Annotated in this window: 17 protein-coding genes; 13 read left to right on the top strand and 4 right to left on the bottom strand. The window is 72.5% G+C overall.

Features of this window, described 5'->3' with window-relative positions:
* Positions 1–156: 156 nt before the first annotated feature.
* Positions 157–1047, bottom strand: coding sequence for a hypothetical protein (locus ACV530_RS28590; RefSeq protein ID WP_494335522.1), 891 nt, complete (start codon positions 1045–1047; stop codon positions 157–159).
* 124 nt (positions 1048–1171) lie between these two features.
* On the opposite strand from ACV530_RS28590, the gene ACV530_RS28585 reads away from it, so the two are divergent.
* The 11 genes from ACV530_RS28585 (at position 1172) to ACV530_RS28535 (ending at position 9168) form a co-directional block, all read left to right on the top strand.
* Positions 1172–1981: a serine protease gene (locus ACV530_RS28585; protein WP_494335521.1), complete on the top strand. Its 810-nt coding sequence runs from the start codon at positions 1172–1174 to the stop codon at positions 1979–1981.
* A gap of 192 nt (positions 1982–2173) precedes the next feature.
* Positions 2174–2593, top strand: coding sequence for a hypothetical protein (locus ACV530_RS28580; RefSeq protein ID WP_494335520.1), 420 nt, complete (start codon positions 2174–2176; stop codon positions 2591–2593).
* 135 nt (positions 2594–2728) lie between these two features.
* Complete coding sequence (locus ACV530_RS28575) at positions 2729–3412, top strand: response regulator (protein WP_494335519.1); 684 nt, start codon at positions 2729–2731, stop codon at positions 3410–3412.
* Between the two features lie 11 nt (positions 3413–3423).
* Positions 3424–4581, top strand: a complete 1158-nt coding sequence (locus tag ACV530_RS28570; RefSeq protein ID WP_494335518.1) for a sensor histidine kinase — start codon at positions 3424–3426, stop codon at positions 4579–4581.
* A 107-nt stretch (positions 4582–4688) separates the two neighbouring features.
* Positions 4689–5570 (top strand): ABC transporter ATP-binding protein, encoded by an 882-nt coding sequence (locus ACV530_RS28565; protein ID WP_494335517.1) that lies wholly within the window; start codon positions 4689–4691, stop codon positions 5568–5570.
* Positions 5567–6367, top strand: a complete 801-nt coding sequence (locus ACV530_RS28560; protein WP_494335516.1) for a hypothetical protein — start codon at positions 5567–5569, stop codon at positions 6365–6367. The genes ACV530_RS28565 and ACV530_RS28560 overlap by 4 nt, the downstream gene beginning before the upstream one ends.
* 5 nt (positions 6368–6372) lie before the next feature.
* The gene (locus ACV530_RS28555; protein ID WP_494335515.1) at positions 6373–6573 is read left to right on the top strand and encodes a hypothetical protein; all 201 of its coding nucleotides are present in this window, start codon (positions 6373–6375) and stop codon (positions 6571–6573) included.
* A 75-nt stretch (positions 6574–6648) separates the two neighbouring features.
* Complete coding sequence (locus ACV530_RS28550; RefSeq protein ID WP_494335514.1) at positions 6649–7365, top strand: MBL fold metallo-hydrolase; 717 nt, start codon at positions 6649–6651, stop codon at positions 7363–7365.
* Positions 7366–7396: 31 nt separating this feature from the next.
* Positions 7397–8572 (top strand): helix-turn-helix domain-containing protein, encoded by a 1176-nt coding sequence (locus tag ACV530_RS28545; RefSeq protein ID WP_494335513.1) that lies wholly within the window; start codon positions 7397–7399, stop codon positions 8570–8572.
* Between the two features lie 79 nt (positions 8573–8651).
* The gene (locus tag ACV530_RS28540; RefSeq protein ID WP_494335512.1) at positions 8652–8831 is read left to right on the top strand and encodes a hypothetical protein; all 180 of its coding nucleotides are present in this window, start codon (positions 8652–8654) and stop codon (positions 8829–8831) included.
* Positions 8832–8982: 151 nt separating this feature from the next.
* A complete protein-coding gene (locus tag ACV530_RS28535; RefSeq protein WP_494335511.1) occupies positions 8983–9168 on the top strand; it encodes a DUF1737 domain-containing protein in 186 nt (61 codons plus the stop codon).
* Positions 9169–9495: 327 nt separating this feature from the next.
* Here ACV530_RS28535 and ACV530_RS28530 read toward each other — a convergent pair whose 3' ends face one another.
* Both ACV530_RS28530 and ACV530_RS28525 read right to left on the bottom strand, forming a co-directional pair.
* Positions 9496–9873, bottom strand: a complete 378-nt coding sequence (locus tag ACV530_RS28530; RefSeq protein ID WP_494335510.1) for a VOC family protein — start codon at positions 9871–9873, stop codon at positions 9496–9498.
* Between the two features lie 21 nt (positions 9874–9894).
* Positions 9895–10830, bottom strand: coding sequence for an NADP-dependent oxidoreductase (locus tag ACV530_RS28525; RefSeq protein ID WP_494335529.1), 936 nt, complete (start codon positions 10828–10830; stop codon positions 9895–9897).
* Positions 10831–10949: 119 nt separating this feature from the next.
* Here ACV530_RS28525 and ACV530_RS28520 point away from each other — a divergent pair, with 119 nt between their 5' ends.
* Positions 10950–11342 carry a winged helix-turn-helix transcriptional regulator gene (locus ACV530_RS28520; protein WP_494335509.1) on the top strand — a complete coding sequence of 131 codons (393 nt, stop codon included), beginning with the start codon at positions 10950–10952 and terminating at the stop codon, positions 11340–11342.
* A 285-nt stretch (positions 11343–11627) separates the two neighbouring features.
* Here ACV530_RS28520 and ACV530_RS28515 read toward each other — a convergent pair whose 3' ends face one another.
* Complete coding sequence (locus ACV530_RS28515) at positions 11628–13370, bottom strand: beta-galactosidase (protein WP_494335528.1); 1743 nt, start codon at positions 13368–13370, stop codon at positions 11628–11630.
* Positions 13371–13481: 111 nt separating this feature from the next.
* On the opposite strand from ACV530_RS28515, the gene ACV530_RS28510 reads away from it, so the two are divergent.
* Positions 13482–14354: a helix-turn-helix transcriptional regulator gene (locus tag ACV530_RS28510; RefSeq protein WP_494335508.1), complete on the top strand. Its 873-nt coding sequence runs from the start codon at positions 13482–13484 to the stop codon at positions 14352–14354.
* Positions 14355–14379 lie beyond the last annotated feature (25 nt).

The following is a 14379-nucleotide window of genomic DNA, read 5'->3' as shown; positions in this document are numbered from 1 at the left end:
CGGCTTCGCCGCTCGTCCCCAATCGCCGGACGGGCTGAAATTCAGCCCGTCCGGCGCTTGAGGACAACCGCGCGGAGCGCGGTTTCGGGGCCCGGGGCGCAGCCCCGGGGAAACGGCGAAAGGGCGGGACCGGGGCACAACTCCCCACCCCCCCCACTACGTCTCGCACTCCAACACCGCCCCGCACAACCCACACCGCGCCCGCAACGCCCCCCGCACCGGCACCCTCAGCCGCTGCCGGCACGTCGGGCACGGGAAGCTCACCCGCAACGGGTCGTGCCCCTCGAAGGTGTATTCATCCACCCCCACCACCGGCGTCGCGCCGCCCCGCGCGGCGACCCGCCGGTCGCGCGCGTAGCGGTGCCGGCCCAGCAGCCCCGCCCCCGCCAGCGGCGGACGCTGCGCGTCGCGGCGCGCCCGCGCCAGGCCCTCGGTGTACGCGTCGTACGCCCGCGGACTGGTGAACCACGGCGAGGGATCCTCGCCGAAGGCGAGAGCCCGCTTGGCCAGGACGTAACCGAACTCCTCCGGCGTGAGATAGCCGAGCTTCTGCGTCGAGACCGCATCCTCCCGATACGCGTCCAACAGCAGCCATCCCGTGCCGAGATACGCCGCAGCCGTATCCGTCAGGATCTCGTTGTCCCGCGTACCGGGCATCTCCAGCCCCAGCCGGTGCAGATAGACGTGCATCACTTCATGCGCGAGAGCCGCACCGATGTCCCGCCGGTGCGCCTTGAACCGGGCGTTGAGCTCGATGAAGTACTCGGGCCCGGCGGCGAGTTCGACGCTCCCCGCGTGCCGCATCTCCCGGAAGCTGACGATCATCCGCGCGTCCGGCAGCCGCAGATGCCGCACCATCACCCCGGCGACGCGCTGCACGCCGAGGTAGGGGTCCTCGTCGTCGGAGAAGGCCACGTCCGAGGGGAGAACGCTGAGGCCGAAGGTCTGCACCGTGTCGTACGACAGCCGCTTGTACAGCGCGGTGACCGAGGCGTGCAGGGCCTCCAGATGCGGGAAACCGTGCTGGATCTCGACGCCGGAACCCATGCGACCACCCCCGGACCTGTCACCGTGCTTCCACTCTACGTGCGCGGAGCCCCACCCGTGGGTAGGAGTTGTCATGTGCGTGACATGACGCACGCGCGTGCAACCCACCACGAAAGGAAGCCCGTTGCGCATTCACCTCACGGCATTCGCCAGATGCCTGCTCGTCGCCGCGGTCGTCCTCGCCGCGTTCGCCGTCCGGCCCGGCACCGCCCGCGCCCTCGAGACCGGAACCCGCCCGAACCCCGGCGTCGTCGGCGGAAACGAGGCCAAGCAGGGGCAGTTCCCCTGGATGGTCCGCCTCTCCATGGGCTGCGGAGGGGCCCTCTACACCCCGCGGATCGTCCTCACGGCCGCCCACTGCGTGGGCGGCAGCGGCCCGGACACCTCCATCACCGCCACCGCCGGCGTCGTCGACCTCCAGTCCGACCAGGCCGTCACGGTGAAGTCCACCCAGGTCGTCCAGGCACCCGGCTACAGCGGCTCCGGCAAGGACTGGGCCCTGATCAAACTCGCCGCGCCCATCGACCTGCCCACGCTCCGGATCACGGACTCCACCGCGTACGACTCCGGCACCTTCACCGTCGCCGGCTGGGGCGCCGCCACCGAGGGCGGCCCCCAGCAGCGCATCCTGCGCACCGCCGAGGTGCCGTTCGTCGACGACGCCACCTGCCGCGGCGCCTACGGCGACACCCTGGTGCGCGGCGAGGAGATATGCGCCGGCTTCATGGACGTCGGCGGCGTGGACACCTGCCAGGGCGACTCCGGCGGTCCCATGTTCCGCCCGGACGACTCCGGGGCCTGGGTCCAGGTCGGCATCGTCAGCTGGGGCCAGGGCTGCGCACGCCCCGGCTACCCCGGCGTCTACACCCAGGTGAGCACCTTCGCCCCCGACATCAAGGCAGCCGCGGCGAAGCTCGAGACCCTGCGGCGCTGAGCCCGCCCGCAGGGGGACACGGACGGGCCGCCGTCATCCTTTCGGCCGACGCGGGAATGGTCGGACAGTCGAGGTGTGCGGCGCATAAAGGCCCGTAACGTGGTGACACGCGGCCTGCGCCGGAAAACCGGACACCGGAAACCGGCACGCACCGCAGGCCTCGCACGCCGTACAGACCGAAAGGCACACCCCGTGTCCGCCACACCCCGCACCGCCGTACTCATCCTGCTCGCAGCCCTGGCGGCAGTGATCCTCCCGGCGACCGCGGCGGTGGCGGCGGACCCGGCCGGCGGCGAGGGGACGCGCCGGCATCCGGCCGTCGCACCCTCCTGGCACCCGGTCCGCACCCTGCACAAGGCGCGTCCGGTGCACCAGGCGAACAAGCCCGGCCAGCAGGCGCGCCACCGGCCCGCCGCCGTCACGAAGCCGCGCCGGCAGGCGGCCAGCAACCCGGTGCGGCGCATCGTCCAGGCCGGGCAGACCATCAAGGGCCGGCACGACAGCGGCAAGCCCGCCCTCGTCGCCGGCGCGGGGCTGCTGGCCGTCGCCGGCGGCGCCTACGGCGTACGGCACCTGCGCAGGCGACGCACCCCGGCACGGGCCGGCGACTGACCGACCGACACCCGGCCGGAGCACAGCACCCCCGGCATCCCGGCTTGCGGCACCACGGCACCCCCGGTGACATGGGAAGGATGCCCCGCGACAGCCGGCACATCCCGAAACAACCGAGACGGCGAGGGTTACGACATGGCGGTCACCGTGGTCATCGCGGACGACCAGGAGATGGTCCGCACCGGCTTCCGGATGATCCTGGAGAGCCAGCCCGACATCGAGGTCGTGGCCGACGTCGTGGACGGCGAGGCGGCGCTCGCCGCCGTCGAGCAGTACGAGCCCGACGTCCTCCTTCTCGACATCCGCATGCCCAAGCTCGACGGCCTCGAGGTCACCCGCCGCCTCTCCGAGATCTCCGCCCGCCACCCCGAACGCGCGGGCCGCCCTCGCATCGTCATCGTCACCACCTTCGACCTCGACGAATACGTCCACTCCGCCCTGCGCAACGGGGCCTCCGGCTTCCTGCTCAAGGACGCCAGCCCCGCCATGCTCGTCGAGGCCGTCCACGCCGCCGCCGTCGGCGACTCCCTCATCTCCCCGGCCATCACCGTCCGGCTGCTGCGCGACATGGCACCCGCGGGCGGCGCCATGGTCAGCACGGTCAGGCAGCCCTCCGAGCCCCTCACCGAGCGCGAGGCGGACGTCGTGCGCTGCCTGGCGCGCGGCGCGACCAACGCCGAGATCGCCGCCGAACTGTTCGTCTCCCTCTCGACGGTCAAGACCCACCTGGCCAACGTGCAGATGAAGCTGCAGGCCCGCAACCGCGTCGAGATCGCCGCCTGGGCCTGGGAGAGCGGGCTGGCCACGGGCAGTACGTGACCAGGCAGTACATGACCAGATGGGCCGGGTGGGCCGCCCGGCACCCCCACCGGGCGGTCGCCGCGAAGGTCGCCTTCGCCGTCTTCCTGCTCGGGCTGGTCGGCTTCGAGGGCATCGTCCTCGCCCGTCCGCCCACTCCGGCGCATGCCCTGATCCTCGCCTCCGGCGTGGCCGTCTGCCTGTGCGCCGTGCCCTACGGCTGGGTCCCCCTCGAACTGCGCGCGGGCATCGCCGTGATGGTCTCCCTGACCACCTCCGGCCTGCTGATGACCATCATCCGCCCCGGCGTCGTCTGGGGCATGGGCGAGGACATCGCCCTGCTCCTCCTGCTGACCGCCGTCGTCCAGCGCTCCGAGACCCGCATCGCCGTCGTCCTCGGACCGCTGCTCGCCGCCGCCGCCTTCGCCGCGCCCATGCGCGACCTCAACCCCGGCCGCTTCACCGCCGTGTTCGGCGCCCTGACCGTCGTGGTCGGCATGTACTCCCTGCTGCTGCGCGGCCAGTCCGCCCAGCGTGTGCGGGACATGGCCGCCGTGCGCACCGCCGAGCGCGTCGAACTCGCCCGTGAACTGCACGACCTCGTCGCCCACCACGTCACCGGCATCGCCGTCCAGGCTCAGGCCGCCCGCTTCACCTCGCTCGAGGGCGACGCCGCCGCCCACGCCTTCGAGCGCATCGAGGCCTCCGCGAGCGAGGCCCTCGGCGCCATGCGCCGCCTCGTCGGCGTGCTGCGCGAGGGCGTCGAGCCGGAGACCGTACCCCTCGCGGGGCTCCCCGAGGTCCGCGCCGTCGCCGACGACTTCGCCCGCACCGGCCCGCCCGTCGCCCTCTACATCGAGCACGGCATGGAGGCCTGGCTCCCCGGCGACGTCGCCGCCGCCGTCCACCGCGTCGTCCGCGAGTCCCTCACCAACGTCCGCAAACACGCCGCCGACGCCACGGCCGTCCGCATCGGCGTCCGCGGCATCTCCGAAGGCGTCGAGGTCCGCGTCGCCGACGACGGCCGCCGCCCGGCCCCCCTCGAGGGCGAGGCCAAGGGCGGCGGCTTCGGCCTCGTCGGCCTCACGGAACGCGCCAAGGCCATGGGCGGCAGCCTTCGCGCCGGCCCCGCCCCGGAGGGCGGCTGGCTCGTCCGCGCCGTGTTCCCGGTCGAACGACGGCGCGACTGAGGGAAGTTGCCGAGGGGGAGGGCTGGACAACCCTGCACCCCAGTTGTTCTACTTCCCCTAGAACAACTCATGAATGAGTCATGAAGTGAGTCATGAAAGGGGAGGCAATGCCGGCCTCACTCGTCCTGGAGGGAGTCCACGCGGGCTACCGGGGCACACCGGCCCTCGGCCCGGTGGACGCCACCCTCTCCGCGGGCGTGTACGCACTGCTCGGCCGCAACGGCGCCGGGAAGACCACGCTCATGCGCGTCATGGCGGGCATCCTCGCCCCGCTCGCCGGACGCGTCACCGTCGGCGGCGACGACCTGCGCACCCGCCCCGGGGCCAAGGACGCCATCGCCTACCTCGGCCACCGCGCCGCCGTCTCCGGCGACTTGACGGTGCGCCGCAACCTCGAGTTCTGGGCCGCGCTGCGCTGCCCCGACCCGGCCCCGCGCGAGCGGCGCCTCGCCGCCGTACGCGACACCTTCACCCTCGACCCGCTGTGGAACCGCCGCACGGGACGCCTCAGCCGCGGACAGCTGCAGCGCGTCGACCTCGCCCGTACCCTCCTCGGAGACCCGTCGATCCTGCTGCTCGACGAACCGCTCACGGGCCTGGACCCCGTCACCTCCGCGCTCGTCCGCGACCTCATCCGCGACTGGTCCCGCACCCGCACCGTGCTCTACTCCACCCACAACCTGCCCGAAGCACTCAGCATCACCACCCGGATCCTCGTCCTCAAGGACGGCCGCCTCTCGGCCCGTTCCGCCCTCTCCGCCCGTGAACCCGACGCCTACGCCGTACGGTGCGAAGGCCCCTGGCCCGACGAGGCCGCCCCCTCCCTCCCGCTCGACGACGGACGGATACGCATCGACGTACCGCCCGGATCGACGATCGGCGAACTCGTCGCCGCCGCGGTCGCCTCGGGCGCCACGGTCCTCGGCGTCGACCGGATCACCGCCGACCCCGACACCCTCGCGCGCCGCCTCCTGGAGGACCCGACGTGACCGGCCGCCACCTCGCCCGCGCCCTCGCCGCCCGCACCTGGGCACAACAGGGCAGACAGGTACTCGCCATCCCGGCCGCCGCGGCCGCCGGCGTCGTCCTGCTCCTGTTCGTACTGCCCCAGGCCTTCCCCGGCGGCATCCACGGCACCCCGCAACTGCCCGCCACAGGCCCCCTGCGCGTCGGAACCGGCCATGGCACCGTCAGCACCGTCGACGCCGCCATGGCCACGGGTCTGCTCACCGCGCCCCATCTCCTCGCCGTCGCCGCCTGCTTGACCGGCCTCACGGTCAGCCGCTCCATCCTGGCGCCCGACGTCTCGGGCGGAGTCATGGAAAGCCTCCTGGCCACCTCACTGCGCCCCCGCGCCCTCTTCCTCGGCTACGCCACGACGGCCTTCGCCTTCTCCTTCCTCGCCTGGACCGTCCTCGCCGGAACCTCCCTCGGCCTGGCGACGGCAGTCCTCCTCATCGGCGGCAGCACGATCCACCCGACCGGCGAATACCTCGCCACCGCGCTGATCGTCCCGCTCGCGTCCATGCTGTGGGCCACCGCGCTGCTCACCTTCGTCGCCTTCACCCGCCCCGCCTGGCTCAAGGTCACCGCAGGCCTCAACGGCGGCCCCGTCCGCCTGGCCGCAGTCCTCCCCGCCCTGGCCGCCACGCTCTACCTGGCCGCCGACCCGGGCTCCTACTCCGTCTTCTCCTGGTCCTACGCCGCCGGATGCGCCTGCGCCGCCCTGGCGTTGATGGCCGCCCTGGCCACCCGCTTCACCAGCGAGCGACTCCTGGAGGTGTGAAAGAAATGTCCGAAACCCCCGTCATCTGCACCAAGGGCCATGTCTTCTGGCGCACTTGGAACCCCTCGTTCTCCCTCACCACCATCCGCCTCGGCCGCCGCCAGTACGGCTGGTGCCCCGCGGGCCGCCACGCCGCACTGCTCCGGCGCGTCGACGAGGACGAACTGACACCGCGACAGCGAGCTGCGCTCGAGAACGCGGAGTGATGTTCGCCGGGGGCTCAATCCGCCAAGGGCGCAATACCCTGGGACCTGTAACGGATGATCACTAGCGTGGCCGCCATGGACACCAAGCAAGTCACCGACCGCATATGGATGTTGAGCTTCACCGTCGGCCAGGCCTACCTCGTCCGCCTGCGCGACGACTCCGGCTGGGCCATGGTCGACACCGGCCTCCCCGACTGCGCACCGCAGATCCTCGCCGCGCTGGAGGAACTGGGCGCCCGCCCCGGCGACGTACGCGAGATCGTGCTCACCCACGCCCACTACGACCACACCGGCTCCGCCGCCGACCTGGCGAAGGCCACCGGCGCCCGCGTCCTGGCCGGCAAGGCCGACGCGGCCGTCATCCGCGGCGAACTGCCCGAGACCACACCCCCGCTCCTCGACTGGGAAGTACCGATCTTCGAAGCCGTCCACGCCACCATCCCGGACATCGACGGCGCCCCGCCGTGCCGCGTCGACCGCGAACTGACCGACGGCGACACCCTCGACTGGGGCGAGGACGTACGGGTGGTCTCGGTCGAGGGCCACACCCCGGGCAGCATCGCCCTCCATATGACGACATCGGGCGTGCTGTTCACGGGCGACACCATCGCCAACGTCGACCGCCTCATGCCGGGCGTCTTCAACGAGGACTGGCCCGGCGTCATCGCCTCCTTCCGCAAGCAGGCCGCCCTCGAGGGCATCGAGACGGTCTGCTTCGGCCACGGCACCCCGATCGTGGGCGGCGGGGGCGCGGCGCTGCGCGCGGTGGCGGCGGAGCTGGAACTGGCCTGAGGGGGTACGGGACCGGGCGTACGCTCGGTCCATGAGCGCCACTGTCGGCGAACGACTCCGGGACGTACGCAAGCGCCGCGGTATGAGCCAATGCGAACTGGCAGACGAATCCGGCGTCTCGCTGTCACTGATCCGCAAGCTCGAGCAAGGCGACCGGAGCGACACGCGACTGGAAACGGCACGAAGGCTCGCGGTGGCCCTCCGCGTACCGACGACCCACCTCATGGACGGCGGCCCACCGGAGGCGCGGGACACCGGCAAGTGGGCGCCTGTCCACGAGGCGTTGGCGGGCGGTACGGCCGCCCGCTCCGACGAGCCGGACGAACCGCCCACCGCCTCCGGAATCCGCAGCGCGCTCGCATCAGCCCTGCCGCTGTTCTCCGGCGACAAATACGCCGAACTCGCGGCAATCCTCCCCGCGTTGATCCGTGACACGGATGCGTTGACCGAGACGGACGACGCGGGGCAGGCGCTGCGTGCCCGCCTCATGCACCTCACCGGCTGGCTCCTCACCCAGACCCGCCAGTACGAAGCCGCGGCGACAGCCCTGGAGCGCTCCCTGGCCGAATCACCTGACGCACTCCAGGGCGCGGCCACCGCCAGCACCCAATGCTGGCTGCTGCTGCGCCAGGGCCGGCTCGGCGCGGGCCGTGAACTCGCGGCGCGCTGGACCGACGAGGTTGAGCCGCGCATGTCACGGGCCTCGGCGGCGGAACTGAGCGGCTGGGGCTGGCTGTTGCTGCGCCTGTCGGCAGCGGCCGCACGCGACAACCGCTCGGGCGAAGCGGATGACGCCCTGCGCCTTGCCCATGCCGCTGCCGTGGCGATGGGAGGCGAGTACGCCCCCGGCAAGGACTTCCTGCGCGCCTTCGGCCCCACGACCGTGGCACTCAAGCGAGCCGAGAACGCGATGATCGCCGACCGCCCGGATGTGGTCCTCACTCTCGCCCAGCGCATGCCGGTCGAGGGCCTGCGCCCGACGTCCAACAACCGCAACCGGCACCTGCTCGACGTGGCCGAGGCCCACGTGCGCTCGCGGCAGTACGCCGAGGCCGTCGACGTCCTGCACGGCATCTGGTCCGTGGCCCCCCAGTGGCTGGCCAACCAGCGCTACGCCCGCGACATCCTCGGCCGCGTGATCGACAAGCGCCGGACACTCACACCGGACATGCGCATCCTCGCCGATGCGATCGGCGTACCGATGTGAACTGCTGTGGCACTTGTGCGGGCTGCCCGGCCAAAGTGCCATTGCCCGCCGCAGAGCGGCCTCCTTAGCGTCTGGCGGCATGACGACACCCGACAACGGCGAAGCGCGGAGCCCCGTCCTCCAGCCCCTGGCCACCCGCTGTACGCGCTGCGCCCAGATCAAGGCCGAGTACTACCGGGCGACGCGCGAGGGCAACAGAGAAGCGGCGATCTCGTGGACGGCGGAAATGGGGTGCCACCTGCGATCGGCGCACGGATGACCAACGGAGTTCGAACCGAGGTCGCTGCGGCAAGCACAGAATGCACCTTGTGAGAACTGTTCCCCGGGCCTCTTACGGCCTTGGGAACGATTGGCCTTGGGAATTCTGGTCGCTGGCTCGGTGGGCGGGTGCGCATGAGATCTTTCTCTTCATGGGTACACCACCAGACGGATTGCCGATCTACCGAGTCTTGACCGGCCCGGACGACGCCGCGTTCTGCCATCGTGTGAGCGAAGCGATAGCCCTGGGCTACGAACTGCACGAAGGCCCTGCGGTCACTTTCAACGGTGAGAGGGTCATCGTCGCCCAGGCGGTGGTATGGCGGACACACTCGTAGGACTTGTGGTCGCGATCTGCCCGCGATGTGAGAAGGGCCGCACGGGTTAGGCGAGTTGTGATGCCTGCCTGGGCCCGTGCGGCCTGTTCCCATCCTGCCCTGCCCGGGGTCTCCCGCGCGAGTCGGCGCTGCGCCGGCGGCGGGGCCAGGACCGGCGCCGGGCGGCAGGTGCCGGACCGAAGCAGCGGCTGGTCTTCGTGGACCGGCTGCTGGTTACGCTGGCACACCTGCGGCTCGGTTTGCCGCATGCGGCGCTCTGCGAAGTCCCTCCCCCGGTGAACCGACGGCAGTTGATGAGGGCTGCGGCGATGCCGAGGAGGCCGGGGTTCAACTCTGCCCGTAGCACAGGCAGAACGGGTGCCCCGCCGGATCCGTGTACACCCGGAACCCCCGCTTGCTGCCCCCGCTGTCGTGCAGGAACATCGCGCCGAGTGCGAGTACTTCGCGGTCGGCGCGCAGGACGTCCTCCCGCGTGGGGACCTCGAAGTCCAGGTGGAACTGCTGGGGGTGGGACGGGTCGGGCCAGCGGGGCGGGTGGTACTCCTCGACGCCCTGGAAGGCGATCCGCCGGCCGTCCGGGGCGGTCAGCCATACCCATGTCGGGTCGGTGGCGTCCACGGTCCAGCCGGTGATCTCGCCGTAGAAGGCGGCCAGCGGGGCAGGGTCCGGGCAGTCGATCACGGTGTACATGTATGCGGCGATCATGCGCCGGACTCTACAAGTGCCTTACGGCACAAGCACCAGACGGCCCCGTACTCCGCCCTCCGCGAGCTGCGTGTGGGCCTGTGCCGCCTCCCGCAGGGGCAGCGTGGCGGCAAGGCGGAGGGTCAACTGGCCCTTCTCCGCGAGGGTGGAGAGGTGCGCGAGGCCGTCCGTGTCGGCGGCGACCCACAGTTCGGTCACCGTGGTGCCCCGCAGCGGCATGGGGGCGCCGCCCGCGACGACGGAGACGAAGGTGCCGCGGTTGCGCAGGGCGGCGTGGGCGCGGACGCCGAGGACGGCGGCGTCCAGGACGGCGTCCACGCCGCCCGGTACGAGGGCGCGGACGCGGTCGGCGAGGTCGTCGGCGCGGGGGACGAACCACTCGGCACCGGCGGCGCGTACGAACTCCTCGTCCCCCGCAGCGGCCGAGGCCACCACGCGCAGGCCGCGCTGTGCGGCGAGTTCGACGGCGAAGCCGCCGACCCCGCCCGCGGCCCCGGTGACGAGCAGGGTCGCGCCGGGCCGGAGGGCAAGGGCGTCCAGGGCTTGCAGTGCGGTGAGGCCGTTCAGGGGGAGCGTGGCCGCCTCGGCGGCCGGGGTGTCGGCGGGGGCGGGTGCGACGGCGCCGGCGTCCAGGACCACGTACTCGGCGTACGTGCCCAGGGGCACGTCCAGCCGGTCGCGGAGGCCGATCACCCGGTCGCCCGGGGCGAACCCGGCGACGCCCGTGCCGACTTCGTCGACGACGCCCGCGACGTCCCAGCCGATGCCGGTCGTCCCGCGCGGCGCCATCAGGCCCGCCTCGGCGAGCAGTCCCGAACGGGTGGCGATATCGACCGGGTTGACGGCGGCGGCCTCGACGCGGATCCGTACCTGCCCGGGCCCGGCGGCGGGCACCGGCACCTCCCCGTACTCCAGGACCTCCGGGCCGCCGAACGACCGCACCGTCACTGCGTGCATGGTCATGCTTCTCCTCGCGTCGAGTTCTGTTCTCGTGCTGCCGCCTCCGACCTTATGGAGAGCTACTCTCCATAAGGAAGTACGCACTTCAGAGTGCGTTCCCCACGCGAAGGAGAGTCATGACCACGCCGCGCACACCCGAACAGGCCGCCTACGACGCCTACCTCGCGGCGTGTCCGGCCCGGAATCTGCTCTCCCGCATCGGCGACAAATGGGTCAGTCTGGCGGTGAACGCACTTGCCGAGGGGCCACAGCGCTACTGCGACCTCTCTCATAAGCTCGCGGGCGTCAGCCAGAAGATGCTCACCCAGACCCTGCGCAACCTCGAGCGCGACGGCTTCGTCTCCCGGACCGTGACCCCGACCGTGCCCATCCGCGTCGACTACGCGCTCACACCGCTGGGGGAGCGGCTGTTGCCGCTGATGCGGGAGATCAAGATCTGGGCCGAGGAGAACATCGGCGAGGTCATCGCGGCGCGCACCGCCTACGACGACCGGCAGGCCGCGAACTGAGCGGTGACGCGCAAGCGACGCGCACCGAGAGTCCAACCGCCCGTTCTCGTTTGTCCATGGTCACCGCGCGCCCGGGGCAGCAGGGTGTGGCCACGGCCGGCGCCGCCGCGGGGGAGCGGCATCGGCCGGGCATCGTACACGGGGCGGGTGGGGCAGGCGGGGAGTTACGGAAAACCGGGGCCAGAGAAGGCCGTTGAATTCCGCCATGACTGCTTCACGGTGCACGATCTAGGGAAAAGACCCCCCACAGGGGCCGTCCCGCTGGTCACCGTCATCGGCCGGTGATCAGCGGGATGTGGGGAGGGGCGGGAGTCCGCCCAGCCGCACCAGCGGTTCGCCCGCCTCCTCGAATTCCAGGATCAGCAGCTCGTTGTCGCTTTCGCGCAGCGCCGGGCCGGGTGCGTACAGTGCGCGCTGCGGCCCCTCGGCCCGGTAGCGGCCCAGACAGAAGCCGTTCACCCACGCGAACCCGCCGGACCAGCCCGGCAGTTCGAGCAGCGCGTCCCCGGCGGCCGGGATGGAGAACCGGGCCCGGTAGAGGCCCGGGGCGCCGGCGGCGGTGCCGGACGGGCGCCACGGCACCGCCTCGAGCGCCCCGGGCACCTCCAGCGCGTCGAGCGGCAGCCCCCGCGCCCGTACGCCGTGCACATACTGCCGCTCGTGCAGCAGTCCGCCGGTGAGGCCCTTCCGTTCGCCCAGCCGCGGGCCGTAGTTGACCCGGCCCAGCGACTCCACCCACAGCTCCACCGACGCCGGGCCCGCCACCTCGCCGATCAGGCCGTCCTCGGCGGTCAGCACGGCCGTGCGCACTCCGTCGACGTACACCACCGCCCGGTCGCGCAGGCCCGCCACGGACAGCGGCAGGGCCGGGCGCGGCCCGGGCAGCGCGAAGCGGTAGCGGACCACGCCGCGGTCGACGCCGAGTTCCTCGAAGGACGGCGGCAGCGCGCCCTCGGTCTCCTCGCCGCCGACCGCGTCCATGACCGCGGCGAGCGGTGCCCACGCGTCCGGGCGTACGGAGAGGCGCGACGGCAACGACGGTGGAGGCGGCGGGAGTTCGGGGGGAGGGGAGTCCGCGAAGTCCGCCAGTACGGTGCGGAAGGCCCAGAACTTCGGGGCCGGGCGCCCGTACTCGTCGACCGGCGCGTCGTAGTCGTAGGACGTGACGATCGGACGCAGCGCCCCGCGGAAATCCTCCCCGGACCGGTTGGCGCCCGCCCAGCCGCCGAAACTCGTGCCCCCGTGGGCCATGTAGATGTTCACCGAGGCGCCGCAGTCCAGTACTTCCCGCAGCGCTGCCGCGGCCTCCCGGGCGTCCCGCACCACGCCCTCGCCGCCCCAGTACGTGAACCAGCCGCACCAGAACTCCATGCACAGCAACGGCCCGTGCGGCCGGTGCCGCCGCAGCACCCCGAACGCCTCGCGCGCCCCCGAACCGAAGTTCACCGACGCCGTCACCCCCGGCACCGTGCCGCCGGTCAGCATGTGATCCTCCGGCCCGTCCGACGTCACCAGCGGCACCGTCACCCCCGACGACCGCAGCTTCCCGACGAGATGCTCCAGGTACGGCCGGTCGCTGCCGTACGAGCCGTACTCGTTCTCCACCTGCACCAGCACCACCGGACCGCCCCGGTCCGCCTGCCGCCCCACCACCTGGTCCGCCACCGCCTCGAACCAGCCGTCCACCGCCCGCAGATACTCCTCGTCGCTCGTGCGCACCCGCGACCCCAGCGGCCCCGTCAGCCAATGCGGCAGGCCCCCGTTCTCCCACTCGGCGCAGATGTACGGGCCGGGGCGCACGATCGCCCGCAGGCCCGCCGCACTCGCCGCGTCCAGGAACCGGCCCAGCGCGCCCGGGTCGTGCCACCGGCCCCGCGCCCGCTCGTGCCAGTTCCACGGCACGTACGTCTCCACGCAGTTGAGCCCCATCGCCCGCAGCATCCCCAGCCGGTGCGCCCACAGCCCCTCGTGCACCCGCACGTAGTGCATCGCACCCGACAGCAGTCGCACCGGACGCCCGTCCACCATGAACTCCGCCGTCACACCGGCATCCTCGCCCTCTGGCGGGGAAGACGGCCATGGACAAAGATCGGCGCTGCTTGGACGGAACCACTCCGGGGGACCGAGGAAGGACGGCGCGTGTATCACACCTGGATGCGGTACTTCACGCCCGGACCGGTCCACCACCGGCTGGGCCTCGTCTGCCTCGGCGTCGGTCTCCAGCACGGCGCCCTGCCCACCGTCGGCCCCCGTACCCTCGACCACCACGTCGCCGTCGTCATCAGCGCCGGCAGCGGCTGGTACCGCACCCCCGACGGACGTACGCACCCCGTCACCGCCCCCGCCCTGCTGTGGCTGCTGCCCGGCGTCCTCCACCACTACGGCGCCGCGGACGGCAGCGGCTGGGACGAGAGCTTCGTCGACTTCGCCGGCACCGCCGTCGCCGCCTACACCGAGCTCGGCTACATCGGCACCGGGCACCCCGTCGTCCCCCTCACCGACACCATCGGCGCCCGCGCCGTCGTCGCCCGCATCGCCCGCGCGGCCCGCCGCGGCAACCCGCTCCTCGAGGTCGAGACCGCCGCCGCCGTGCACGAACTCCTCGTCGCCCTGCGCCGCGCCCGCGCCGACACCGGCCCCGACGGCGACCCCGTCCTGGTGGCCCTCGCCCGCGACGCCTTCCTGCCCCTGTCCGTCGCCCAGCACGCCGCCCGCCACGGCATGACCCCCGCCGCCCTGCGCACCGTCGTACGCCGCAGCGCCGGGTGCAGCCCCAAGGACTACCTGCTCGGCATCCGCCTCGGGCGGGCCAAGGAGCTCCTCGCCGCCACCGAACTGCCCGTGGCCGCCGTCGCCCGCCGCGTCGGCTACGACGACCCCGCCTACTTCAGCCGGCTCTTCGCCCGCCGCGTCGGCACCGCCCCGATCCACTTCCGCGAACGCCAGGGCCGCAGCGTCCCCGGCGGCTGGAGCGACCGGATCCCGGACCCGGCGCATCCACCGGTCATCTGATGATCGCCACTGTCCGCATAGGGTG

This window comes from Streptomyces sp. SX-6, assembly GCF_059089585.1.
This window is presented reverse-complemented; position numbering and strand designations above follow the sequence as displayed.

Coding starts and splice junctions, on each gene's coding strand:
- ACV530_RS28575 (WP_494335519.1), top strand. CDS start 2,729: ATGGCGGTCACCGTGGTCATCGCGGACGACCAGGAGATGGTCCGCACC.
- ACV530_RS28550 (WP_494335514.1), top strand. CDS start 6,649: ATGGACACCAAGCAAGTCACCGACCGCATATGGATGTTGAGCTTCACC.
- ACV530_RS28565 (WP_494335517.1), top strand. CDS start 4,689: ATGCCGGCCTCACTCGTCCTGGAGGGAGTCCACGCGGGCTACCGGGGC.
- ACV530_RS28520 (WP_494335509.1), top strand. CDS start 10,950: ATGACCACGCCGCGCACACCCGAACAGGCCGCCTACGACGCCTACCTC.
- ACV530_RS28590 (WP_494335522.1), bottom strand. CDS start 1,047: ATGGGTTCCGGCGTCGAGATCCAGCACGGTTTCCCGCATCTGGAGGCC.
- ACV530_RS28515 (WP_494335528.1), bottom strand. CDS start 13,370: ATGGTGGACGGGCGTCCGGTGCGACTGCTGTCGGGTGCGATGCACTAC.
- ACV530_RS28545 (WP_494335513.1), top strand. CDS start 7,397: ATGAGCGCCACTGTCGGCGAACGACTCCGGGACGTACGCAAGCGCCGC.
- ACV530_RS28530 (WP_494335510.1), bottom strand. CDS start 9,873: ATGATCGCCGCATACATGTACACCGTGATCGACTGCCCGGACCCTGCC.
- ACV530_RS28540 (WP_494335512.1), top strand. CDS start 8,652: ATGACGACACCCGACAACGGCGAAGCGCGGAGCCCCGTCCTCCAGCCC.
- ACV530_RS28570 (WP_494335518.1), top strand. CDS start 3,424: ATGACCAGATGGGCCGGGTGGGCCGCCCGGCACCCCCACCGGGCGGTC.
- ACV530_RS28555 (WP_494335515.1), top strand. CDS start 6,373: ATGTCCGAAACCCCCGTCATCTGCACCAAGGGCCATGTCTTCTGGCGC.
- ACV530_RS28525 (WP_494335529.1), bottom strand. CDS start 10,830: ATGCACGCAGTGACGGTGCGGTCGTTCGGCGGCCCGGAGGTCCTGGAG.
- ACV530_RS28535 (WP_494335511.1), top strand. CDS start 8,983: ATGGGTACACCACCAGACGGATTGCCGATCTACCGAGTCTTGACCGGC.